Annotated in this window: 18 protein-coding genes; 3 read left to right on the forward strand and 15 right to left on the reverse strand. The window is 47.0% G+C overall.

Annotated elements, in window-relative coordinates; all coding sequences use genetic code 11:
- Position 1: 1 nt before the first annotated feature.
- Together ESB13_RS17600 and ESB13_RS17605 are read right to left on the reverse strand one after the other, a co-directional pair.
- Positions 2-448, reverse strand: a complete 447-nt coding sequence (locus ESB13_RS17600; RefSeq protein ID WP_129004934.1) for a helix-turn-helix domain-containing protein — start codon at positions 446-448, stop codon at positions 2-4.
- Positions 449-457: 9 nt separating this feature from the next.
- Complete coding sequence (locus ESB13_RS17605; RefSeq protein ID WP_129004935.1) at positions 458-790, reverse strand: type II toxin-antitoxin system HigB family toxin; 333 nt, start codon at positions 788-790, stop codon at positions 458-460.
- 333 nt (positions 791-1,123) lie between these two features.
- Between ESB13_RS17605 and ESB13_RS17610 the strand changes: the two genes are divergently transcribed.
- From ESB13_RS17610 to ESB13_RS17620, 3 genes are all read left to right on the forward strand, one after another.
- Positions 1,124-1,900: an inositol monophosphatase family protein gene (locus tag ESB13_RS17610; protein ID WP_129004936.1), complete on the forward strand. Its 777-nt coding sequence runs from the start codon at positions 1,124-1,126 to the stop codon at positions 1,898-1,900.
- A 263-nt stretch (positions 1,901-2,163) separates the two neighbouring features.
- Positions 2,164-3,195: a thiamine-phosphate kinase gene (thiL, locus tag ESB13_RS17615; RefSeq protein ID WP_129004937.1), complete on the forward strand. Its 1,032-nt coding sequence runs from the start codon at positions 2,164-2,166 to the stop codon at positions 3,193-3,195.
- 79 nt (positions 3,196-3,274) lie between these two features.
- Positions 3,275-4,756, forward strand: coding sequence for a S41 family peptidase (locus ESB13_RS17620; protein WP_164974259.1), 1,482 nt, complete (start codon positions 3,275-3,277; stop codon positions 4,754-4,756).
- Here the strand turns inward: ESB13_RS17620 and nagA are convergent.
- The 13 genes from nagA to galA all read right to left on the reverse strand — a co-directional run bounded on the left by nagA (position 4,689) and on the right by galA (position 23,311).
- Positions 4,689-5,792: an N-acetylglucosamine-6-phosphate deacetylase gene (gene nagA / locus ESB13_RS17625; RefSeq protein WP_129004939.1), complete on the reverse strand. Its 1,104-nt coding sequence runs from the start codon at positions 5,790-5,792 to the stop codon at positions 4,689-4,691. The genes ESB13_RS17620 and nagA overlap by 68 nt on opposite strands.
- Positions 5,782-6,588 (reverse strand): amidohydrolase, encoded by an 807-nt coding sequence (locus ESB13_RS17630; RefSeq protein WP_129004940.1) that lies wholly within the window; start codon positions 6,586-6,588, stop codon positions 5,782-5,784. The genes nagA and ESB13_RS17630 overlap by 11 nt, the downstream gene beginning before the upstream one ends.
- Positions 6,589-6,737: 149 nt before the next feature.
- Complete coding sequence (gene kdsB, locus ESB13_RS17635) at positions 6,738-7,469, reverse strand: 3-deoxy-manno-octulosonate cytidylyltransferase (protein WP_129004941.1); 732 nt, start codon at positions 7,467-7,469, stop codon at positions 6,738-6,740.
- 82 nt (positions 7,470-7,551) lie between these two features.
- The gene (locus ESB13_RS17640) at positions 7,552-8,154 is read right to left on the reverse strand and encodes a hypothetical protein (protein ID WP_129004942.1); all 603 of its coding nucleotides are present in this window, start codon (positions 8,152-8,154) and stop codon (positions 7,552-7,554) included.
- A gap of 124 nt (positions 8,155-8,278) precedes the next feature.
- Positions 8,279-8,902, reverse strand: a complete 624-nt coding sequence (locus ESB13_RS17645) for a GyrI-like domain-containing protein (protein WP_129004943.1) — start codon at positions 8,900-8,902, stop codon at positions 8,279-8,281.
- Positions 8,903-9,008: 106 nt separating this feature from the next.
- Positions 9,009-9,275, reverse strand: a complete 267-nt coding sequence (locus ESB13_RS17650; protein WP_129004944.1) for a hypothetical protein — start codon at positions 9,273-9,275, stop codon at positions 9,009-9,011.
- A 52-nt stretch (positions 9,276-9,327) separates the two neighbouring features.
- A complete protein-coding gene (locus ESB13_RS17655; RefSeq protein WP_129004945.1) occupies positions 9,328-11,250 on the reverse strand; it encodes a sialate O-acetylesterase in 1,923 nt (640 codons plus the stop codon).
- 1 nt (position 11,251) lies between these two features.
- On the reverse strand, positions 11,252-13,111 hold the full coding sequence (locus ESB13_RS17660; RefSeq protein WP_164974260.1) for a heparinase II/III domain-containing protein: 1,860 nt from the start codon (positions 13,109-13,111) through the stop codon (positions 11,252-11,254).
- 147 nt (positions 13,112-13,258) lie between these two features.
- The gene (locus tag ESB13_RS17665) at positions 13,259-14,506 is read right to left on the reverse strand and encodes a glycoside hydrolase family 88 protein (RefSeq protein WP_129004947.1); all 1,248 of its coding nucleotides are present in this window, start codon (positions 14,504-14,506) and stop codon (positions 13,259-13,261) included.
- Positions 14,507-14,510: 4 nt separating this feature from the next.
- A complete protein-coding gene (locus ESB13_RS17670; RefSeq protein ID WP_129004948.1) occupies positions 14,511-15,470 on the reverse strand; it encodes a DUF5017 domain-containing protein in 960 nt (319 codons plus the stop codon).
- A gap of 34 nt (positions 15,471-15,504) precedes the next feature.
- Positions 15,505-17,115 carry a RagB/SusD family nutrient uptake outer membrane protein gene (locus ESB13_RS17675; RefSeq protein WP_129004949.1) on the reverse strand — a complete coding sequence of 537 codons (1,611 nt, stop codon included), beginning with the start codon at positions 17,113-17,115 and terminating at the stop codon, positions 15,505-15,507.
- A gap of 29 nt (positions 17,116-17,144) precedes the next feature.
- Positions 17,145-20,333 (reverse strand): SusC/RagA family TonB-linked outer membrane protein, encoded by a 3,189-nt coding sequence (locus tag ESB13_RS17680; RefSeq protein WP_129004950.1) that lies wholly within the window; start codon positions 20,331-20,333, stop codon positions 17,145-17,147.
- Positions 20,334-20,437: 104 nt separating this feature from the next.
- Entirely contained in the window at positions 20,438-23,311 is a 2,874-nt protein-coding gene (gene galA / locus ESB13_RS17685; RefSeq protein WP_129004951.1) for a beta-galactosidase GalA, read from the reverse strand.
- Between the last annotated feature and the right edge of the window lie 288 nt (positions 23,312-23,599).

The following is a 23,599-nucleotide window of genomic DNA, read 5'->3' on the forward strand; positions in this document are numbered from 1 at the left end:
ATCAGGCAATTTCAAGCTCTTTTTTAGTGTTTATTGCACTGACACCTTTTAAGTGATTGTTTTCTGACACAACTAATTTATAAGGACGATTAAAGGCCTCCTGAGATACTTTAAAATAAACGGACAACTTCCTTATCACCTCTTTTGAAAGTCCCTTTTTGTAGTTCAGAATATCTGAAATGTAACCTTTACTTATACCTAAAATGTCTACCAGATCTTTCGCTTTCAAGTTGTGATCCCTGATAAAAGAATGAAGTAACTTAATTGGATCAACCTGATTAAAACTATTGTGTTCTGCATCCCATTTTTCAATAAGTACAGTCAGCAAAGCAATCTCATCTTTTACATTCTTATCTTTTAAGGATAAAAAGACAAGGGACTCTAATTGATCGCAGTATTGTTTATACTGACCTTTACTGGTAATGACTTTATATTTAAGTGTTTCCATGTCCTATAGTTAATATTGATTAACACTAAATTGTTCATCTTTGCGGCAGAGTTTTTCATATTCTGCATGTGTTCCAATCCAGCAAATAAATAAATGAACTTGTTTGTCGCCAAAGGCGTATTTCACAAGCATTCTATGCTTATTGCCACCAATGTCAAGAATAGCCCTATCTGAACCATTTCCTAACAAATCTGTAGCAGGGAAAGTATCTTTCATATCAGCCGGACTTTTCCAGTCTGCATATTTCAGTTTGGCAAGAAACTCATTAAATCCTATCCGGCTTTGAGCGTTTTTCTTAGAAAAAGCCTCGATCGTTTCCTTTCTTATCAGGTGAACTTTCATAACAAAGCTAGTTTTTTTCTTCCAAAAGTTCACATTTTGTGAACTTTCTTTTTCCGGGATTTCTTAAGTTAAGTCTTATTCCTAATGCGGCAATTGCAGATTTTCTAAAAATCTCCCTTACGTGAAAATATCAGCTACTTAGTCTCTAATCTCCGCATTAAATGCGGAGATTATACTGTTTATTCACCGCAAGGGGGTAGTAATCAGCTATTTTTCAGGCCTTTTCCTGTAAAAGCGTCTTTACGCTACTGCCAAGTACGCAGAAAGCTATTTATAGGCTAAGCTTTCGTTAAGTTGGGGGGAGTGGCGTTTTGAACTTATTATCTTTGTGGCATGCTCAAAGAAACATTATACAAGGCCACTGAGGCCGGAGCCGCAGTTCTCAAAGAATACTTCAACGGCACATTTACCATCAGCAACAAAGAAGGTCTGAACAACTTAGTTACAGAAGCCGATTTCAAAAGTGAACAAGCTATTATAGCTGTGATTCGCGGACAATTTCCGGATCACCAGATATTAAGTGAAGAAGAAGGTACCCTGGTACAGGAATCGGAGTATAAGTGGATCATCGACCCTATCGACGGGACTATCAATTTCGCGAACGGTATTCCTATTTGTTGTGTAAGTATTGCGGTAGAACAAAACGGAGAGATGTTAATGGGGGTTGTTTACAATCCTTTTATGCAGGAGTTTTTCTTTGCTGAAAAAGGAAAGGGCGCCACCTTAAACGACAAGCCTATAGGCGTGAGCCAAAAGGACAACCTGCTCACCAGCTGCCTGGTAACTGGTTTCCCTTACACTTACCTGGATGCTCCTAACGGGCCCCTGGATATTTTTCCCAAGCTGATACGCAAAGGCATTCCCGTACGCCGTTTAGGCAGTGCCGCCATTGATCTTTGCTGGGTAGCCGCCGGTCGTTTCGACGGGTTCTATGAACATAAGTTACAGGCCTGGGACAGCGCCGCGGGTTTCCTCATACTGGAAGAAGCTGGCGGAAAGGTGACCGATTTCAAAGGTAACCGTTACAGTCCCTACCAGCCACATATATGCGCCACCAACGGCAAAATTCATGACGCCTTGTTAGCGGTAGTGAACGGAGGAGAGTTGTAGTAACAAAGCGATCATTTCTTTAGCAAGAGCCTAGTGTAACAGCATCAGTAGATCACTGATGCTGTTATTGTTATGCCTGGCGGGAGCGTTCAGACGCAGTAAGCCTGCGCAGTGCGGGTATCAGGCGGCGGAATGTAACTGTACCGCGGGTTGGGACGGGGCGGTAATTTCGATACATTTACGTTGTTTTGCATTCCGGATTCCCTATTTGCAGCACTATTTCCTGCCCGGACCGGTATAGCAGGCATCATATAAAAAAGTTTATGGAAGAAAGAACAGAAGTTGCTTCCCTCGGGGAGTTTGGGTTGATAGAGCATCTGACCAAGAATTTCGAGACGCAGCAAGCGTCGACAGTGGTAAGTGTAGGCGATGATGCTGCCGTGATCGATCATTTTGGTAAACAAACGGTTATCACTACCGATCTTTTAATAGAAGGGGTTCATTTCGATCTTATGTATACTCCGCTGAAACATCTTGGCTACAAGAGTGTAGTGGTGAATTTAAGTGATGTTTATGCCATGAATGCGATGCCAACCCAGATCACTATGAGCATCGGCATCAGCAACCGCTTTAGCGTGGAAGCTCTTGACGAGTTTTACGAGGGGGTATTTGCGGCGTGCCAGAAGTATGGCGTTGACCTGATAGGAGGTGATACTTCGGCCTCTCAAAAGGGCTTTATTATTTCCGTTACGGCAATTGGCGAAGTTGCTCCCAACCGCTTTGTAAAGCGCAGCACGGCGAAGAAAGGCGATCTTATTTGTGTAACGGGCAATGTGGGTGGGGCCTTCCTGGGTCTTACCCTGCTTGAAAGGGAGAAAAGGATATACCTTGAAAATCCGCAGGTACAGCCGGATCTTGAAAGCGAGGATTATATTGTAGGCAGGTTGTTAAAGCCTGAAGCACGCAAAGATATCATCGAGTTTTTCGAGCAGCAGGATATTACACCTACGGCTATGATGGATGTAAGTGACGGGGTGAGCAGCGAGGTATTACATCTTTGCCGTCAGAGTCGTTTAGGATGCAGGATTTATGAAGAGAAGTTACCGATAGCGCCGCAGGCCCGGCAGGCGGCATTCAAGTTTGGTCTTGACCCGACTGTATGTGCGCTGAACGGCGGTGAAGATTACGAGCTTATTTTCACTATGAGCCAGGATGACTACGACAAAATCACGTTACAAGAGGAGATTGCAGTAATCGGCTATATGACCGATGAAGAAGAGGGTCGTAAGTTCATTACCAAGGGCGGTAATTTACACGATATCAATGCGCAGGGCTGGAATGCCTTTCAGAAGTAAACAGCAATAACCTATTTCAGGCATGAGGATGAGACGGCGGCCTGCCCTGCAGGTTTTCACTCTAATGATAGTAGTTTGTATGAGTTCCTGCGCTACGCGCAGGAACGCCACAAACATCCTGCAACAGAAATGGGCCCCGCAACAATTGCAGGCAGAGGTTACCTTACTGGAAAAGATACTGGAAGCCAACCATCCCAGTTTATACCTGTTCACTCCCAAGGATAGCATGGATCATTTGTTCCGGGATTTAAAAACAGGCATTACCGATTCATTGACCCTGGCGCAGTATAGAAATAGATTAGCTGCCGTTATCAGCGCTATCAAATGCGGACATACTGCCATCAGGTTTCCCGAAAAATATACTGACGCATCTCTGCGTCAGCGACATAGTCCCCGGTTTCCTTTAAGTATCAAGACCTGGGATGACAGCCTGGTAGTGATGCAGAACCTTATCAGAAAAGACAGTACTATCAAACGCGGGACTATCATCACTTCTATCAATGGGTTCAGTCCGCGTCAAATCATCGATTCTTTATCGCGATTCATAGGCAGTGACGGCTATGCCTATAATTTCAAGAGCCAGCTCATTTCATTCAATTTTGGCGCTCATTACCAGAATGCATTCGGGACAGACAGCAGCTACCTGGTGGGTTATATCGACGATAACGGTGTGCAACGCAGTACTTTGTTACCCAACTTCATATTGAAGCCTGACAGTCCCAGAACCATACGCCCTATCGTTCCACAGCAACCGCCGTTAACGCGCAGGGAAATCCGCAAAGCTGCATTGGCAGGCAAACGCAGTATTTATACGGATACGGCATTGAACACCGCCTTTATGCGGGTAGCTACGTTCAGCAGTGGGCAGTTACGCCGGTTCTTCCGCCAGTCGTTCAAGCAATTAGCTAAAGACAGTATTGGCAACCTGGTGATAGATCTACGTGAGAATGGCGGCGGCAATATAGGTGTGAGCAACCGTTTCATCCGTTACCTGACAGACCATCCTTTCAAGGTTGCCGACAGTGTATTTGCGCAAAGCCGCAGCCTGAAGTACGGGCGTTATATACATCCCAAATGGGTGTATTGGTTAACGATGCAGCTAACCAGTCATAAGCGTAAAGACGGCAATTATCATTTTGGATTTTATGAGCGGCATACGTTTCAACCCGGGCGGCGTCATCATTTCAACGGCCAGGTATATGTGTTACACGGAGGTTTTACTTTTTCTGCAGCCGCCATGGTGGTATCGCATTTAAAGGGACAGCAGAACGTAATAACAACGGGAGAAGAAACCGGCGGCGGCAGTTTTGGCAACAACTCGGTTCACCTGCCTATGATACAACTTCCCTATACCGGTATGCAGATAGTGTTGCCACTATATCGCGTTGTATTGAATTCCGCTGCTTATGAAAAGGGGGAAGGCATTCGTCCTGATCTTCCGATACCACCTTCTTCTGCTGCTATCAGGGAAGGGATAGACATCAAGATAGAAACTATAAAAACGCTGATAAGGACAAATCCTCATCCAATACGACAAATTCCGCCGCGTAACCAGCTTTAAGCAACATTTTATGATCGACCATATTCAGTAGTCTTGCGGGGTACAAGCTACACATGCGCAGGGCTTCGGACAGGGGGATATCGGCATGGTTCACGAGATTATAAACGGCTTTTACCATTGTAAGCGCCGAGCCACTGAGGACGCCGTTTGCAACGAATTTATCGCCTTCGCGCTCATGGCGGTAGGGCCCTGTGGAGGTATCGGTAACAGCATCCGTAATCACGAACAATCTTTCGCCCATGATCTTTTTGGCGATACGTACGGCGGCAAAGTCGACGTGGAAGCCATCGGGGATGATGCTGGCCCTGGCCACTTCGTGTTCAAAGCTTGCGCCTACGAGGCCGGGTTCACGGTGTAGCAGGCCACTCATGGCGTTGTAGAGGTGCGTTACCACTTCCACACCTGCGGCGAAACCTTCGTTGGCCTGCTGGTAAGTGGCATTGCTATGCCCTGCCGATACTACTATGTTATGAGAGCGGATGAGTGCGATGATCTCGCGGCTGCATAATTCGGGAGCCAGTGTGATCATACGAATGACATCGCCGCCATAGTTGAGTAATTCCTGCACCTGCTCTATAGAGGGGGTGAAGATAAGATTTTCGACATGCGCCCCTCTTTTCAGTTTATTGATCCAGGGGCCTTCGACATGAAGGCCAAGAATGCCTTTTTTCCCTTCGTTGCAATAAGACCTGACTGCATCTATACATCGGAAGATAACATCGTAGCTATGTGTTGCTACTGTAGGCAGGCTATAGGCGGTTCCGCCTTTGCGGCCTTCTTCGACAATAGCATCGAGTGTGGAGGAGTCGGGGAATTCGGATAAGAGCCGTCCTGCCGCGCCATAGAGTTGCAGGTCGACAAAAGGCGGTGCGATAACGGCTTCGCCAAAATCATGTATGCGGATACCTTTTGGTACTGAAACCATAGGGAGCACGCTTTCGATAAAACCATGGTTTACTACAACAGCGTGGTGTTGCAGCATATTGGTACCGGTGAAGACCGAGCGGGCGGTATAGGCTATTGTTTTATTCTCCATGTGACAGGATAAAGGTATCGCCATCTTTCCAGAATGGAAAACGAGCGCGTACCTGTTCCAGGTTTTCTTTTTGCAGTGTGAAGGTTGCTACTGCTTCGTCGTGCTGTTTATGGAAGATGCTATTGCCGAGGGGATCGATAAGCATAGAGTCGCCGCTGTGTGCAAATCCGTTTCCATCTGCTCCTACCCTATTTACGCCGGCAACAAAACACTGGTTTTCGATGGCGCGGGCCTGGAGGAGCGTTTTCCAGGGGAGGCTTCTTTTTTCGGGCCAGTTGGCTACATAAATGAGCAGATCGTATTCGGGAGCGGTATCGCGGGTACCTTCGGGTGATTGGCGCGCCCATACGGGGAAGCGCAGGTCGTAGCAGATCTGCAGGTTTATTTTCCAGCCTTTGACGCTGGCGATAAGCCTTTTGTTGCCGGGGGTATAGTGTTCGTGTTCGCCGGCGTAGGCGAAAAGGTGTCTTTTATCGTAACAGCCGTAGTCGCCGGTTGGTAACATCCAGATAAGGCGGTTGTAGTAGTTTCCATTTTCTTCGATGATAACGCTGCCGGTGAGGATGATACGTTGCTGCTGTGCCATACGCCGCATCCAGGTAATGGTGGGGCCGTCCATTTTCTCGGCCCATCGTTCGGGTTGCATGCTGAACCCTGTGCTGAACATTTCGGGGAGGATAACGATCTCCGTTCTTTCTTTAATGCCCGTAATCTTTTCTTCGAGCATAGCCAGGTTGGCCTGCTTGTTTTCCCAATGAAGGGCGGTTTGAATGAGCGTTAGCGTTAATGAGGACATAGCTACAAAGCTATTTAAAAAAACGCCAGCCAAGCGGCATCTCGAGAAGGATATTCAACTCTATAGTCAATGCTTATGGAAACAGAGTGGGTTATCGTTCCGGCATTCAGCGACCAAGATGCGCCGGCCTAACGCATGCCATGTTTTTATTATTGCTTCAGGTAGGCGGCAGCCTTTATCAGATCTTCGGGTGTATCTATTTCCACTCCCATATAATCGACCACTACCATTTTTAACGGGATACCATTTTCAAGATAACGGAGGCATTCGATCTTCTCAGCGGCTTCGAGCGGTGTCATTGGCCAGCTGGTAAAATCGAGCAGGGCTTGTTTACGGAATGCGTATACGCCGATATGTTCGTAATAGTGTGTTTCTATTTCTTTGTTCCTGGGGTAAGGAATCACTGAACGGCTGAAGAACAGAGAATTGCTGTTTTTGTCGATCGCTACTTTTACGTAGTTGGGGTCTTTTACCAGTTCAGGATCTTTGAGCACCTGCATAAGGCTTGCTACCTGAACCTTTTCGCCTTTTTGTCCTTCGAAGACCTGTAACAGTTTCTGGAGTGGTTCTTTTTTAACGAAGGGTTCGTCGCCCTGAACGTTGATGATGATATCCACATCCATCTCTGCAGCTGCTTCGGCGATGCGGTCGCTACCGCTTTCATGTTCCTTTTTGCTCATTACGGCCTTGCCACCATTGGCGTTGATCTGATCAAAGATGACGGAGCTGTCGGTTACGACGACTACTTCATTAAAAAGACCAGTAGCGACTGTATTGTCATATGTATGCTGGATAACAGGTTTATCGCCAAGGATCTGCATAAGTTTGGCGGGGAACCTGGATGCTGAATAACGCGCAGGGATGAAAGCGATCTTTTTCATTGGGCGAAATTAGTGTGTAGGTGGTAATAAAAAAATCCCCAGTCCTGAAAACAAGAGGGGATTATTCGTTTGGGGGTAAATATTAAGCTAACTCTTCAGAAATGATAAGAGAAGATCTTCCTGCGCGGCTTTTAACGCGGATCTGGATGCCATCGAAGCCATTACGTTTTACGGTATCGAAGTTCACCCATTCTCCGTTGGCCAGTTCGAGCTGTCCTTTTGCGTTCAATTGTTTTGAAAATTCTTCATCATAATCGATACCGTTATAGGTAGAGATGAATATTTCGAAGGCGTCGTTTCCATCGACGTCGGTATAGTATGTATCTGCTTTGCGGGCAAGTTGTTCGGGTGTATGCGTATAGCAGAACATAGCGTTGTAGCCGTGTTTGCATCCATCGAACAGTACAATTTCTTTGCCTGTGCCCATTTCTATTGCAATTACCAATGGCGCTGCGAAATCGGTGCTGGCGATAATTGATTTATACTCTTCGTGTAAGACACCGTAATACCTGATCTTGAAAAGGTGGTTACTGAGTTGCAGTTGCCTTCTCCATTCGTGGCTGAGTAATTTTACGGGGTTCTCTACCAATTTTACCTTACCGTCGAGAAAGGTAGGACCCGGAACGCCGTTGTCAGAATCTTCAATAGTCTCTCTCTTTTTAAAAAAACCGTCAAATAGACCCATAATGAGATGTAATGGTTAGGATTGTGATTATAACAATAGTCTCTGCGTTTCGTAAAGCAACAATGATATGACTAAAGTAAATAATATTTATACACCAGCAATACAGGCGAAAAAAATCGTATCCCTATTTTATGGGTTCCCGCAGTATTGTTTTAAAGTTCTCGGGAGCGGTAAGTCTGAAGTCGGAGAGATAGATTTCGTGATGCAGCCTGTTCTTCTGCAAGCCGTTTTCGCGCATGTAGCATTCTATTTGTTTCAGCGTTTCCGGTTCTGTATTAAACGGGCCTGTATGTAACATTTGTACAAATCTTCCACCTGCCATTTTATACCATTCCACTTCTGCTGCCAGTTTTATTCCTTTTTCGTGAACGGCATTGTCAACTGCTTCGCGGAGTGATCTTACAGAAACAAATGACGGCATCTGAATTAGCAGGCGGTATTCCCATTCGCTGCGGGGCACTGCATTGGGGGCTTCGGCGAGGTTAACCTGTCCATATTTTTCAATATCGAACCACCACAGGCCTTCCAGTTTAGGTACCACAAAATCCAGGTCCTGTTCCTTATAAATGAATTTAAGGCCGAAGGCTACGGTATAGAGCGCCTGGACCTTGTTTGAAAACGGTACCTCATTGGGGTCTCCTTTTCCTCTTATGGAAACATACTGAGCACTGCCAAGCGTTACCAGTTCTGGTTTTGATTTTGCTTTGTAATAATTTTTCAATGTTTTGGTGAGGACTGTCTTTTCCATTTGGTTCATCATTTCTTTAGTTGAAACACAAAATAAAAAAGCGGGACTGACAGCGTTATGTCAGTCCCGAAGACAGTATTATAAATAATAGAAGCGCACCGGAAGATCAACTGTTTAGCATAGCTGGCAGTTGTTCTGCAGCATACTCCATCGCTTCGACGGGCGATAAGAACTTTTTGGGTTCGTCGTGTTCGTCTTTGAATGGCTTTCCGGGTTCTTTGCCTGGTTCGTGTGTGCTGCTATAAGCTCCCGGATCTTCAAGATTATAATATGCTGTAAAGTATTCTGCGGGAATAGTATGTCCGTGTCCTGTTTCCTGTGGTTCTACTACTACCCATACATCTTTGCCGTGTATTTTCAAGGTTTCTACCATAGCTTGTAGATTTAGTGCATAGTAAGAACCTAAATAATCATGCCATGAAGCGTTATTTCTCCCATTTATCTGTTCTAAACGGAGACGCCGGCAATCCTTCTTTGTTGTAAAGGTTACAGCCTTCGGGATTATCGGCCCAGGCGTAGCGAACGGCAACCGGCTTTTTTACTTCCGGTGCATTGACAACCACCTGATCTCCTTTTATGACAGCGTTGGCCCAGACGAATTTTTTATCTTCTCCTGCAACAGCAAACTGTTTGAGGCTGCCATTCTTTGCCATTAAGCCACTGCCGGTATTGGTGAAGGCGAGCACGATCTCCTCTCCTTTCACCTGCATTGATTTGTATGTGGGGCCGGAGACAACTGTTGTCTGATCGCCATAGGCGATTTTTTGCGCCTGAAGGGCGAGGCGTTTGCCTACGGTTTTCTTGTTGAAGGGGTGCACATCGTATTGTTCCCCAATATCTATAGCAATGGCGAGGCCGCAATTTGGTTCTGTTGATGCAATAACAGACTGGGATTCACGCAACATTGCCCATCCGCTTGCAGAAGGTTGAGGTTTGGGATCCATGTAATTGGCAAGTTGTACTATGAGGAAGGGGAAGTTACCCTGTGCCCATTTAGCACGCCATTCCCTGATCATTGCCGGTAACAAACGGCGATATTCAAAGGCTTTGGCGCCTCCGGCATTTGCTTCGCCCTGATACCATGCTACGCCTTTGATTGTATAGGGAGTAATAGGTTCTATCATTCCGTAATACAAACATTCCGGTTTATAGAACACGCGGGTAAATGTTGCCACGGGCAGAGGTGTGGATGCGTAATCTACTTTATACTGCCATTGACCGGAAAGAGAAAGCGTATCTGTTCCTGTTATCAACCCGTAGTGTTTACCTGGGGCCAAACCTCCTTTTCCTTCATTGTCGATCACTCTTATTGTTATGGTGTTTAATCCCGGGGTTAATAGCCCTGCGGGTACGCGGTAGCGGCGGGGCAGGTATTTGTTATTACTATAACCCACAAACTTTCCATTGACAAAAGTGGAGTCAATATCGTCGATAAGTCCCAGTTCAAGAACAGCTTCTTTTTTTGCGCTGTTTACGGGGACATCAATTTGTTTTTTCAGCCATACCAGTCCATCTAATCCGGCTAGTCCCTGATCTTCCCAATAACCGGGAAAGCTGACGGGTTGCCAGCCCTGTTCTTCCTTAGCGCCTTTGTTGTGTTTATTGACATTGGCGTACCAGGCATTGGAAACATCTTTGTCTCTTTTCAGGAGGCTGTCGACATAAGCTGTGTTGTGGTAAGGGCGTGCCTGCTGGATGTAATGCGGGAAATCTTTGAGGCCTTCTTCACTGATCCATGATTCTGCGGGCGTTCCGGGCCAACTGGAATGAATAATACCTACCGGTACTTTGTATTTTTCATATAACTGAAATGCGAGGAAGAAACCTACTGCCGAGAAACCGTCAATCGTTTGCGGGCCTGCCTGCTGCCAAGCGCCCTGTACGTCGCTAACGGGAACGTAGCTATATTGTTGTTTTACTGAAAATTCACGGATAGGGCTGGTGGAAGCTTTTATGATATCGGCCTGATGAAGGTGTTTGATACGGCTCATAGGAAATTCCATATTAGACTGACCGGAGCAAACCCATACTTCTCCTATGAGGACGTTATGTATTGTGATCTCATCAGGGCCTTTAATGGTCATATGATAGGGGCCGCCTGCTTTCATGGCGGGTAACATCAGTTCCCATTTTTTATTGGCGCCTGTTACTGTTTTGTATTGTTTTTTTTGAAAGGAAACGGTTACCTGTTGACCTGGTATAGACCATCCCCAGATACGAACGGGAGTGTTCTGCTGCAGAATCATGTTATCGCTTACCAGGGCTGGCAATTTCAACTGAGCGCTGCTATCAAGTGAAAAAACAATGAAAGCGGTTAACAGGTACAAGCATTGAAGGCGTGAAAGCATATTACCATTCATTTAGGGGTTTAAGAGAAGATTTTTTTACGGCTATTGGTTTCGTTCCCGGCATCAGGAATACATTAAATTCCTTTTTAGTGTGTGCGGGTAAAGTTATTTCAAAGCCAACCAGTATGGTGCCTGGATTCTCTTCATCATAATTATTTGGCGGTGTAGTAGGCCATGTTTTTAAGACAGCATCACCGGGCAGGCCGTTTACATAAAAAGTAAGTTTTTTATTTCCGTCCTGTTGTTGGAGCAGCATCTGGTTTTTTGTGATATCGGCTACGGATGCAGGTGTAAGCATTGCCCAACGGATGGTGCATGCAGAGTCGCCTGTTTCAATTTCGTCGCGGATGGTGACATATTGTTTATTAACTATGGCGATACCTCTGCGGGCTGAAGCAAGCTGGCCGGTATAGATTTCATCGAGGTTCATTACGGCATGCATAAAGGTTGTGTCATTGGAATGCTTCATAATGGTAGCGCGGCCTTTCATATGCTGCAACGCATTATTCACTGTTAAGGTACTATGGGAAAAGTTATTGTAGCGGAATACTTTCCACCTATCGGAGTTTTGAACCATGTCCCAGATCTTCAATCCTTTTGATTCCATAGCTTCATATCCCTGCATACCAAGATCGGCCGACCAGCGTACGCCGAGTGCATCCATTACAAATGAACCTATGTCCATATGTGCATGGCTGGTACCGGCTGTACCTCCTTTAAAGCCCACATAAAGGTCCCATGTACTTTGCCAGGAAGCGTGCATGAGCGCTACGGGGTTTTCGCCATCACCTACCCAGGTTCTCTGAGTGGGGCGTGTTACTTTTTCAAAGTCGATATTCTTACCCCAGACCATGGCGGCTGGTAGGAGTCTATTAGATTTAACCAGGAAGCGATCTTTGGAGACATTCTGTTTTTCTATCCATAACAGAGAGGGATCGTTGTTTTTATCGGCGAACCAAAGCATAGCCGGCTGAAGGCCATCGGCACCGGTGCCGCAGTCGGAATAGTTAAAGGGTTTTCCTGAGGGACCTACCATATGCTCGTAGTAGACAGGCGTTTTAAGGAAGCCGGGCATACCTGTAAGGCCATAGTCGGAGCCAAATGCAGTTTCGAGCATACTGATCATAAAAACATTGTAGCTGGTGCCGTATGCCCAGTAGCTATAACCTTCGGGGTAGTTTCCATCGGGGGAATACACCTGCATGGGCAGGCGGATACTTTTTATGGAACGTTCTATTATTTCTTTGGAACGTTGTGGTTGTAATTCATATACTGCGGCTGCGGCAAACGCAACTCCTGTATTACATACCTGGTTCCAGTTGTTGGTACCTTTCAGCCACCAGGTGTCTTTGTTTTCGGTTAAAGAAGGACCTATTCCTTTGGAGATAAGCGCATCACTGATCTGTTTGCGTGAGGCTTCGGAGAGGTCGTTGTATAACCAGTCGTAGCCTATAGCCACTGCCAGCGACATTTCACCTACGTCGAGAAAGTGAGAGGGGTTCCAGTCTGAAAAGGAGGCAACGGCGAGGAGTTCTTCTTCACATTTCCTGAAATACTTTAGTTCGCGGGTCATTCTCCAGGCGTATGACAGGAAAAAGATACGTCGTAATGATTCGCGTGATTTTGCCAGCAGGCGCCTGCCTATCACCTTTCTTTCTACCGGTGGCAGCGCCAGGATCTCATTACATTCTGTAATGATGGCAAGATGTATTTTTTGCCAGTCGGGGCTTTTGCTGATATTGTTTCTGATCAGTTTTTCTTCGTCCTGCAACAAGAGCAGGCGCGGGTGTTCCTTTATTTTCGAGGCATCTATTGTTTGGCTAAAAGCCAATATGGAGCAGCACATTGCTATAAAAAGCATGCTATTGTTTTTTATATAGTGCCGGCAGGTTACTGAATGCATACCTGTTAGTTTAGAATTTTAAAGCTAGATGTTATTTGCGGACGGGAGCAGCAATCTACCAGTGAACCCCGGCGGCGCTATTTTGTCCTGCCGGGGTTTGTTATGTTAGTTACTTGCACCTGATAAGGCACGATACCTGTTAAGCGCTTCGAGGTAGTAATAATCGGCATAGATCAAAGGCACATCTATTTCGACATCGTGCGGGATGCTGCCTACGCTATGCTTGAGGATAAAGTCGGCGTTTTCGCCTGCAGCAGCTTTGTAAGCGGGGCTGCTGAGTGCATGGAGGATAGCGATGCCTCCATCCCTGTATTTCCTGCCATTTTCGCCGAGGAAGGAGCTGAGTTCAAGCAAAGCAGATGCTGTGACTGCCGCTGCGGAAGCGTCGCGGTATTTCACCGGGGTTTCTTTTGCGTGTGATTTACGCGAAGGTTCATAACCAACATCGTTGGCATTAAAATCCCAATAAGCGACCTTATCGGACGGGAGCGCTTTGTTATCGAGATAGAAGTCGGCCATTTTTTGGGCCGTTTCGAGGAAACGCTTGTCTTTTGTTTCGCGATAAGTCATGGTAAAGCCGTAGATACCCCAGGCTTGTCCGCGTGCCCATGTAGAGTTGTTGGCATAGCCCTGGGCTGTTTCCCTGCTCAGGACCTTACCTGTTGCCGTGTCGTAGCATACTACATGATAGCAGCTATAGTCTGGTCTTACCTGGTTTTTGAGTACGTTTTCAGCATGCTTTATAGCAATGTTCCTGTAGGTATCATCGCCGGTTGTTTTTGAGGCGAAGAACAGCAGTTCGAGGTTCATCATGTTATCGATGATAACGGGATAAACATACCGTCCCTGACCATCCCAGGAGCCGAAGAGATTCCAGGAGCGGATACTACCGGTTTTAGGGTTAAAGCGGGTGGCGAGGGATTTAGCAGACTGTACCAGGATGTTTTTATACTGTTCGTTTCCTGTTAGCCGATATGCGTTACCATAACTACAATACATCATAAAACCCAGGTCGTGATGTTTTGTAAAGTACTGGAGACCGGAGAGTTTTTCGGTCCATTTAACGGCTGCTGCTTTCAGTTCATTATCATTAGTTGCCTCGTAGGCATACCACAATGCGCCGGGGAAGAAACCAGAGGTCCACTCATACATATCGGTGGACAGGAGCTGTCCTTTTTTATCTACCGTTCTGGGGAAGGCAGTATCCTGTCTGTTGGCCACTGTCAGCAATTTTTTAAGTTGTCCTCTGGCGAACGCTACGTTGGAGTCGATGAAGGCTGTATCTTTCTGCGGCGGGGTGAAGCCCAAGGCCAGCAGGCCGGAGAAGAGCAGTGCCTTTGTTGTTTTTTTCATATGTTTATTTAACTGTTATTTGAAAAGACCTGTTGGTGTATTCGCTTTCCCTGGCGCTTATTTTACCACCCAGAAATATTGCGTTGTAAGATCCCGGTGTTGTGTAGCGATGTGTGAATTTCAGTTCTTCGGTTTTTTCTGTTGCTACTTTAACGGCTCTTCCGGCGTCGGGAGTTACTTTTCTGAGATTTAGGGGTCCTATTACGGCCCATGCTTCTGCGGGCGCAGCTACGCCTGCTGAGGTAGCGCCAGTGATCACCAGGGAAGTACCGGAGGAGACTACCCAATAGTAATCGTTCAATGATCTGAAAGCCGCAAAACCGGGGCTAAACCCTGATACGCCATAGTTGGTATATGCTACATTACTGGCATTCATATTGGCGATGATATAGCTTGAGCCATCGTTGAGTACATTCTTTACGGTGAATGAATCGATGGTCCATTTGCTTTGAGCAGAACCAGCGAAGCCTTTATACCTGAAGCCTATATAAACGGGTTTATTATTAGCGCTGAAATCGGAGAGATCGATGTTACCGGAAGCAACGGCTGTAGTGCTTCCTGAAGAGAGCGTTGCCCTGGAAGAGATATCGGTCCAGTTAGCGGCGGCTATCCTGTTCACTGTTGCAGGCGTATCGTTTACCAATACACCTTCGAAGTTATCGGAGATCATTACTGCCAGTGAGCCTTGCTGGCTGCCATTGGCCCTGATAGTGCGGAAACGTAAGAGTGGCGTACCATTGGCGGTATCACGATTCCTGTATTCATACCTGCTGCCTATTTCACCGGAGTAAAAAGTAATGACGTCGGGGTTACCGGAGAAGCTAAACCGGCTGGTATCGCCAAGTGCTATATCAGTGGCATTAATGTTTACATTAAAGTTAGGATCGGCGGTACTAAGCGACTTACTGCAAGCTATGAGCAGGCAGGCCGGGATTATTGTTGTGAGAAAAATCTTTTTAGTCATACTGCTTTGTTGTTGTTAGGAAATGTGTGCGTTTTTACCATCCGGGGTTTTGCGTCATGCCTTTGTTCACGTTCAGTTCCAGTGCCGGAACGGGCAGCAGCTGGTATCTGCCGGAAGATGCTGCGGTAGCGTAGCCGGTGATCCATCGTGACTTATTGGTGAATGAGGCATTAGAGGCATTGATCTCTGCAACCATTTCGTTCATTACATTGGTGAAGATGCCCCAGCGGAGGAGATCGCCTTTCCGTACGCCTTCGAAGCAAAGTTCCCTGGCGCGTTCCTCTCTTATAAACTGCCTGAACTGCGCGGGCGTTAATCCTGCGGGAACATCTGCTACAGTACTTGCTACATTTACCGGTAAACCATAGGCTCTTCTTCTTACTTTGTTAATGGCTGTATAGGCTGTTGCTGTTGGTCCGTTCACTTCATTTTCCGCTTCGGCCTGCATGAGCAATACATCTGCATAGCGCAGCAGCGGGAAGTTAGTTCCGTTGGTGAACTGCAGTTTCACGAAGTTTGAAGGTTCGTAGGATCTTCTCCATTTTCCTGCATCGCGGCCTATGATATTAGTGGAGGTATAATAAGTTCTTGTTAAAGGATTGGCCGTGGCGCTGTAAGAGAACGGAGCAATTGCCCAATCTCTGCGCAGGTCGCCATTTCCATACAAGCGATAGAGTTTGATGGTTGTTTTGATATTACTACTAGATCTGCCCGTGTCGATGTTGGTACAGCCAAGGTTCATGGTTCCTACTTTTCCCATTTCGGCGTAGGTAGGGTCGGCGTCTTTGGCATAGAAATCGACTTCCCAGATACATTCCTTGATATCATAGATATCGCGGCACTGATTAATAAAGATCTGGCTATAAGCAGAATTGGTTATCGTTGCATTGTAGGTGGTAAGCAATTCGTGTTCGTTACCTGCGTCTACCTGTTGCGCCCAATACAGGGCATCGGCATACTTAGACTGATCGTTCATGGGGGCGCCTGCCATATACAGGTAAACTCTTGCCAGGATACCGCGAACAGCTGTTTTTGATACGTGGCTGGAGTTGCCGATGGAAGTAATGGTATTTACTTTTCCTTCGGCTTCTTTCATATCTGTTACTATTTGTTCATAAACCTGTTTAGCAGGTGTACGGGGTATGCTGATGCTATTTACATTGTCGCTGGATTTCAGTTTTAAAGGAACATCGCCATAGTTGCTTACCAATATAAAATGATAGTAGGCTCTCAGGAATAAAGCTTCTCCGAGTATGGCTTGCCTTTTTGTTTCATCCATCGATGGTTTGTTTATGTTTTCTATGAGCATGTTGGCTCTTTCGATGCCTATATAACATTGCTGCCATATACCTCCTACATAAGGGTTGGTATAATCGTACTGATAGAACATGGGGGCCGAGTAAGCATTAGCGCTAAAAGCATAGAAAGCCTCATCAGTACATATGCCGAACTGGAACCATAGAGAGCTACCGTACATATATTCATTTCCCAGCGGGTCGTAGACGGCGGCGAGTGCCATGTTGAGCTCTTCTTCGCTATTATAGAAACCAGCGGGGTCAACGAAATCCGTTGGCTTTTTATCGAGGAGTTTATTACAGGATGTAATGGCCTGTAAGAGCATTAATAAAAGCAACAATCGTTTCATATAAATAGATTTAATCATCGGGGTGGTTGTTAGAAATTGACATTGAGACCAAAAGTTACCAGGCGTGGCCTTGGATAAGCAGAGTAGTCAAAGCCCGGCGTGAGCACGTTGTTAAACACACTGACTTCAGGATCGATACCGGAGTAATTTGTCCAGGTAATAAGATTCTGTGCAGAGACGTAAACCCTGCAAGACTTAATGTGTATTTTATCAAGTGTTTTTGTTGGGATGGTATATCCGAGCGACACTGTTTTCAGTCGCAGGAAAGAGCCATCTTCCACCACCCTCGAGTTGCCGCCGGTAGGCGTGGTGGGTCCACCACCGTTAACACGCGGAGTAGTAGCTACCGTGTTTTCGGGCGACCATCTATTGTTATAGCTGGCAAACTGGTTAAGGTTAGACCGTCCGAGCATGTTGCCTTCAAAGATGTAGCGGTTACCGTTGATGATGTCGTTGCCGTAGGACCACTGGAAGAAGATGTTGAGGTCGAAGGATCTGTAACGGAAATCGTTATTAAATCCGCCGGTATGTATGGGCAGGCCGCGACCGATAATTGCGTAGTCTTTTGAGTCGACCGTAAGGTCGCCATTGATATCGCGAAATTTGATATCACCGGGTTGGATGGCTGTTCTGAGGTTGCCATTGGTGGCAACGCCATCTTTAAGAATATAATTGCCGGTGGTGGTTTTATCAAAGTCGTTATATTGATAAACGCCATCCCAAATATAACCGTACATCATACCTAGCTGGTTACCTACCTGTGTGATGTAGGCCGGTATAGTGGCGAAGTTGCCGTCGAAGGGAGCGGGAGAAGTCATGGCGCTTTCGTTTTCGGACAACGCCAGAACTTTGCTTTTATTAAATGAGATATTGATGCTGCTTTCCCAGGAGAAGTCTTTATTCTGAACGGGTGAGCCGCCAAGCGTGAGTTCGAGGCCCTGATTTTGTACGCTACCAATGTTACGCAACGCCCTGGCATATCCGAGGGTATAGGGAAGGTTAGCGTATAACAGGAGGTCGTTTGTTTTTTTACGATAGACATCGGCAGTAAAGCTGAGCCTGTTTTTCAGGAATGCAAGGTCGAGGCCTATATCGAACTGAGCTGTGGTTTCCCATTTCAGATCTTTGTTTCCGAAGTTAGTGTTGAAGGCGCCGTGTGTGATGCCGTTACCGAAGGTATAGGCATCTGGATTGGGCGATACTGCGATAGCGGAAAGGTAGGGGAAGTCGGAGATCCTGTTGTTGCCGGTGAGGCCATAGCTGGTCCTGATCTTGGCATCGGACACTATGTTTTTTAGGCTGTTCATGAACTTTTCCTGGCTGAGGCGCCAGGCAAAAGCGCCAGAGGGGAAATAAGCCCACCTGTTTTCAGGAGAGAATTTTGAAGAGCCGTCGGTTCTGAAGGTGAAGGTAAACATGTACCTGGATTTGTATTTATAATCCAGTCTTCCGAGGAAGGACGCCAGTCCCCAGGAAGAGGAGGCGGCTTCGATGCGTTCGGGGATACCTTCGTTGAGTCCTGCGATACCCAGTGCAGGTCTGGGGAGTTTATTAGCGGCGTGTCCATCGGTGGATGATTTATTGGCTGTTTGGGAGAAGCCTGCGACCAATGTAATATGATGTACGTTGTTTATTTTTTTATAATAGGACAGCGTGTTTTCGTTCATCCAGGTAGCGCTTCTAACGTAGGTGACTGATCCATTCACGCCTCTGACAGCGCCAAGCCTGGTACGGCTGTTACCAGTCATGGTAAAGGTGTCGTTGAACTGGTTACGTTGTGTAAGATTATTGGTGACGCCTGCGGTTATTTTGAGTTTAAGATCTGGTGCGATGGTATATTCCAGGTATCCGTTGGCGATGGTATTTGTAAAGAAATTTTCTCTCAGAGAATGTTCCTGGTTGAGTACGGGGTTGATGCGTGAATCGAGGGGATCGACATCGGGGTCGAGCAGCACATCTTCGAGATTAGGGATGCCGCTGATGGCAAAATTGCGGTAGCCCCAAACGCTGAACAGCGTTGCGGCTGTAGAGCTGGTGCCGGAGGTTGCTATAGAAGGCGGCAGGCCGTTCTGCTTCATATAGCTATAGTTGATATAAACACCTGCTTTCAACTTCCTGCTTATATTCTGATCGAGAGACATGGTGCCCTGATATCTTTTATAACCGGAGTTAATCATGATACCCTGCTGGTCGAGTACATTTCCGGATACATAATATTTGGTGTAGTCGTTTCCGCCCCTCATGGAGAGGGAATAGTTTTGCATGGGCGCTGTTCTGAAAACCTTAGACTGCCAGTCGATTTCGGGTATACTTTTATAAGATTCGAGTGTTTTGCCGTTGGTGAGGTAGTCCCCGGCGGCATCAGAGGGGTTTCTTTCGAGTTCATATTTTACGAATTCATAGGGAGTCATCAAGTCCATTGTTTTCATGACTTTCTGAAGGCCATATGATGCACCGAAGTTGATGACCGGTGGTCCTGTTTTACCTTTTTTAGTAGTGATAATAATAACGCCGTTGGCTCCGCGGGCACCATAGATAGCTGTAGCGGAGGCATCTTTCAGCACTTCAAATGATTCTATGTCCTGGGTATTGATCATGTTAGTATTGGGCGATTCAAGGGGGAAGCCATCTACGACATAGAGGGGCGAATTTTCCTGTGTAACGGAGTTATTACCCCTGATGACGATATTGATGTCGGAGCCGGGCTGGCCGTCGACGGAGGAAACGGCTACGCCGGCTATTCTACCAGCGAGGGCTTCATCGAAGGCGCGGACGGGCGCTTTCTGCATATCCTGGATGGGGGCTTTGGCTACTGCCCCGGTAAGGTCGCCTTTGGTAGTGGTGCCGTAGCCTATTACTATCACTTCATCCAGGTTTTTGACCCTGGATACCAGAACGAGGTTATAATTATTCCTGTTATCGACCTTTATTTCCGTTATCTCATAATTAACGGAGGAGGCCATGAGGATATCGCCCGGATTGGCGGAGAGCTTAAAAGCACCTGTGGAGTCGGTGAGTGTGCTTTTATTTTTCCCTTTAAGGGAGACCGTAATACTTTCGAGCGGTTTGCCGTCACTGTCTTTAACGGTACCGGAGATCTGTTTCTGGGAAAATGCCAAGGCAGGAACCAGGAGCAGGATGGCCTGGAACATATACCGTAGTGAAACGGCAAAGCCGGGCATTTTGCAGCGCAAGGGATGGCGAAGTTGCAATCGCATAAACAATCGGTTAAATAATGATAGGATACTTCAAAATTGGGCAGTTAAGGCCGTGTGACAGGGTTAAAAAATCGAATGAATAGGGCATTTTTTTATAAAATGCCTTATTCTGCTACAATAACAGGGCCGTTAAGACCTGTGTAAGTTCCTTTTTCCTGCTTTACCAATATGTTGATGGTATGCGTTTTACCCACCGGGAAAGGGATCTTTATTTCTTTCGCTACGGGGCTAACCGTTTGTTCTGCTATTTTTTTATCGTTGATCCATATTTCCACGTCTCCATTTATTGGTTTGAGATAGATATTTCCTCCCATTTCCTGCTGGGCTGCATAGGGTGTAAAAGCTGCGCGGTAGATGACATAACCTGAGGAGGTTGCTTCCTGTAATTTGCCAGGCTGGGTTGCCATCCAACTGTTCATATCGTTATCGGAGAGAGCCATTGCGGGATTGGGGCGGGTGTTGAACACCGGCGACATCCTCCATTTATCGAGCGTAAGGATGCTGGCTGAAGCGGGAAGAGATGGCTGCGCCGCAACCTGTTGCAGCGGGATGGACAAGGTAGCAGGCTCGAGGCCGGGTGCAGTTGCTTCGAGTACAAGGTTTGTTGTTTCGCCTTTCAGCGGTTGTACGATTACCTGAGCAAAGCCATTAAACAGACTTTGGTGGTTCCCTTTTTCCGGTTCATGTGAGTTGGGGTTGCCATTTCCCAGGCCGATGATGCGGCCGGCATTACTTGTATTAAAGGATACCGGCAAGTTGGCATCGGGTACGTGCCGGCCGTTGGCATCCAGGGCTTCGACTGTAACGGGGGTTGCATCTGTTCCGGAGTTATCGAGTGCTGGGCGGAAGGGAGTGAGACGCAGGCGAACGGGGGCGCCGGTTGTCTGGACCTGGAAGCGGGAAACCTGTTTACCATTGCGGAAGCCGATGGCTTCGAGTTTGCCGGGTTTATAGGGCACCTGCCAGCTTACCATATTATATGGATCGTTCTGCTGTTCTCCTATTGTTTTGCCATTGAGCAGGAGCTTTACCTTTTCGGCGTTGCTTATCACCATTACTTTCACCGGTTTGCCAATACTGTCTTTGGGGAAGTTCCAGTGCGGAGCGATGTGGAGAATGGGTTTATCTTTTATCCATAGCGCCTGGCGCAGATAAAAGGCAGTTTTAGGGAATCCGCAAAGGTCGAGAATGCCGAAGTTTGAGCTGACGGTTGGCCAACGAAACGGTGTTGGTTCGCCGTGGTAGTCGAAGCCAGTCCATACGAAGGCTCCTGCCATCCATGGTCTTTCGTCTATCAGCTTCCAGGCTTTGCGGTGGGTAGCGCCCCAGGAGGGGGCTTGTGTATCGTAGGCGTCGAGGATATGCTTTACCGTGTTGGTATAATATTCACCGCGGACCATTACACCTGAAGCATCTTCGGAGCTGGTAACGGGTTTACGGGGGTTAAGCGCGTGAAACCTGTCGTAGTGTTTAATTTCATAATTGAATCCAACGACATCTACGGCCTGGGAGACATTTATTTCACTGAAGAAGCCGCCGTTCATGGCTGCTGTGACGGGTCTTGTGGTATCGCGTATTTTCACCTGTTTTGATAAACGGCGGACCATTTCGTATCCTGTTTCCGTTCCCTGGATGGGTTCTTCGTTGAAGACAGACCAGAGGATAACGGACGGATGATTTCTATCGCGTTTTACGAGCCAGGCGAGTTGGGCGAGGTATTCGGGAGACGTGTTGAAGTTCCTGTTTTCATCCATGACGAGGATGCCGAGGCTATCACAGAGGTCGAGGATACGCGAAGCGGGGGCGTTATGTGCGCAGCGATAAGCGTTGGCACCCATTTCTTTTATTTTCTGCATGCGAAAATCCCATAGGGCGTCGGGGACGGCGGTGCCTACGCCGGCATGATCGATATGGTTACATACCCCTTTGATCTTTACTCTTTTATTGTTGAGATAAAAACCGGAGTCGGCATCAAAGCGGATGGTCCGGAAGCCACAGCGGGTAATCACTTCGTCGTTATCATTGTTTGACTGCAGTTTTGTTACTACGGTGTATAATGCGGGGTCTTCGAGTGTCCAGCGAAGGGGGTTGGTTACAGAAAGGTTGAGTTTAACCGTAGTTTGTTCCAGGGCGTTTACAGTGGCGACAGTATCGGCGGTGGTCACCAGCTGGTGGTGCCGGTTGTAAAGGGATATGTTGATATGTGGAGAAGCCTTTTGTTTGCCGGTGTTGGCTATTGTTATTTCGGCCGGGATACACCAGTTATCGTGAGCCAGGTTTGTTGTTTCGGAGGCAGGAGTTTGATCACCTGCAGCACTAAGTAAAACGGGATGGGCAAATACGCCATCAGTAACAATATGTACGGGGCTGCGTTTTACGAGCCAGGTATGGCGGTAGATCCCTGCGCCTTCGTACCACCAGCCTTCCATGGCGTTGGCATCTACTTTTACGGCGATGGTATTGACGTCTTCGCCGTAACGTGCGATGGCGGTGATATCGATATAAAAAGCGTTATAGGCACTCCAGCTACGGTAAACGACCTGTCCGTTCACCCATATTGTGGCGTGGGTGGCGATACCTTCGAACTGAAGTTCGAGGTTTTTGCCTTTGTCGGCAGTATCGAGTTTAAATCTGCGGCGGTACCAGCCGAATCCGCGTTTATGGTAGCCCTGTGAAATATTTTCGGTGGAGTCGACGGGTTGTTCTATAGCCCAGTCGTGCGGGAGGTTAAGAGATAACCACTGGCTATCGTCGTAGTCGACTGCGGCGGCGCCGGGGGCAATACCGGCCTTGGAAGCCATATAACTGGCTCCATGTCCGAGCAAAGGAGCGAAAGGGATATCGCCGAGATGAAATAACCAACCTTCGTCGAGCGAGAAGCGGGAAGTGCCCTCCCCGGGTTTTACCTGTTGTGCGGAGACCTGTAAGCTGGTGAGTAACAGGATCATTAAACCTGCTGTCCAGAGCCAATTCATCATTACTGTTTGTTTACCTGTGAAACGAAGCGTTTTGCAGTTAAGTGCGTCCTGACCGGAACAGAGGGCAGTCAGACAACAGCCTAAGCTGCAAGCATCGTTGTAAAACCGTTGATTATATAGTCTCAAAATTCGTGTTGTACACACAGTGACAGGGGTGAAAAAATCGAATAAAGAGGGTTGTTTTTTAAAGCCGAGCGTCATCGCAGCTGGCCTTGCTGCTGCATCGATGTATTGCCAGCTTGTTAAAACACTATTTTTGCAGAGCGATATGCTTTTATTCCTTTAACC

Source organism: Filimonas effusa, from assembly GCF_004118675.1.
Lineage (GTDB): Bacteria > Bacteroidota > Bacteroidia > Chitinophagales > Chitinophagaceae > Filimonas > Filimonas effusa.

Coding starts and splice junctions, on each gene's coding strand:
- ESB13_RS17600 (WP_129004934.1), bottom strand. CDS start 448: ATGGAAACACTTAAATATAAAGTCATTACCAGTAAAGGTCAGTATAAA.
- ESB13_RS17605 (WP_129004935.1), bottom strand. CDS start 790: ATGAAAGTTCACCTGATAAGAAAGGAAACGATCGAGGCTTTTTCTAAG.
- ESB13_RS17610 (WP_129004936.1), top strand. CDS start 1,124: ATGCTCAAAGAAACATTATACAAGGCCACTGAGGCCGGAGCCGCAGTT.
- thiL (WP_129004937.1), top strand. CDS start 2,164: ATGGAAGAAAGAACAGAAGTTGCTTCCCTCGGGGAGTTTGGGTTGATA.
- ESB13_RS17620 (WP_164974259.1), top strand. CDS start 3,275: ATGAGTTCCTGCGCTACGCGCAGGAACGCCACAAACATCCTGCAACAG.
- nagA (WP_129004939.1), bottom strand. CDS start 5,792: ATGGAGAATAAAACAATAGCCTATACCGCCCGCTCGGTCTTCACCGGT.
- ESB13_RS17630 (WP_129004940.1), bottom strand. CDS start 6,588: ATGTCCTCATTAACGCTAACGCTCATTCAAACCGCCCTTCATTGGGAA.
- kdsB (WP_129004941.1), bottom strand. CDS start 7,469: ATGAAAAAGATCGCTTTCATCCCTGCGCGTTATTCAGCATCCAGGTTC.
- ESB13_RS17640 (WP_129004942.1), bottom strand. CDS start 8,154: ATGGGTCTATTTGACGGTTTTTTTAAAAAGAGAGAGACTATTGAAGAT.
- ESB13_RS17645 (WP_129004943.1), bottom strand. CDS start 8,902: ATGGAAAAGACAGTCCTCACCAAAACATTGAAAAATTATTACAAAGCA.
- ESB13_RS17650 (WP_129004944.1), bottom strand. CDS start 9,275: ATGGTAGAAACCTTGAAAATACACGGCAAAGATGTATGGGTAGTAGTA.
- ESB13_RS17655 (WP_129004945.1), bottom strand. CDS start 11,250: ATGCTTTCACGCCTTCAATGCTTGTACCTGTTAACCGCTTTCATTGTT.
- ESB13_RS17660 (WP_164974260.1), bottom strand. CDS start 13,111: ATGCTTTTTATAGCAATGTGCTGCTCCATATTGGCTTTTAGCCAAACA.
- ESB13_RS17665 (WP_129004947.1), bottom strand. CDS start 14,506: ATGAAAAAAACAACAAAGGCACTGCTCTTCTCCGGCCTGCTGGCCTTG.
- ESB13_RS17670 (WP_129004948.1), bottom strand. CDS start 15,470: ATGACTAAAAAGATTTTTCTCACAACAATAATCCCGGCCTGCCTGCTC.
- ESB13_RS17675 (WP_129004949.1), bottom strand. CDS start 17,115: ATGAAACGATTGTTGCTTTTATTAATGCTCTTACAGGCCATTACATCC.
- ESB13_RS17680 (WP_129004950.1), bottom strand. CDS start 20,333: ATGCGATTGCAACTTCGCCATCCCTTGCGCTGCAAAATGCCCGGCTTT.
- galA (WP_129004951.1), bottom strand. CDS start 23,311: ATGATGAATTGGCTCTGGACAGCAGGTTTAATGATCCTGTTACTCACC.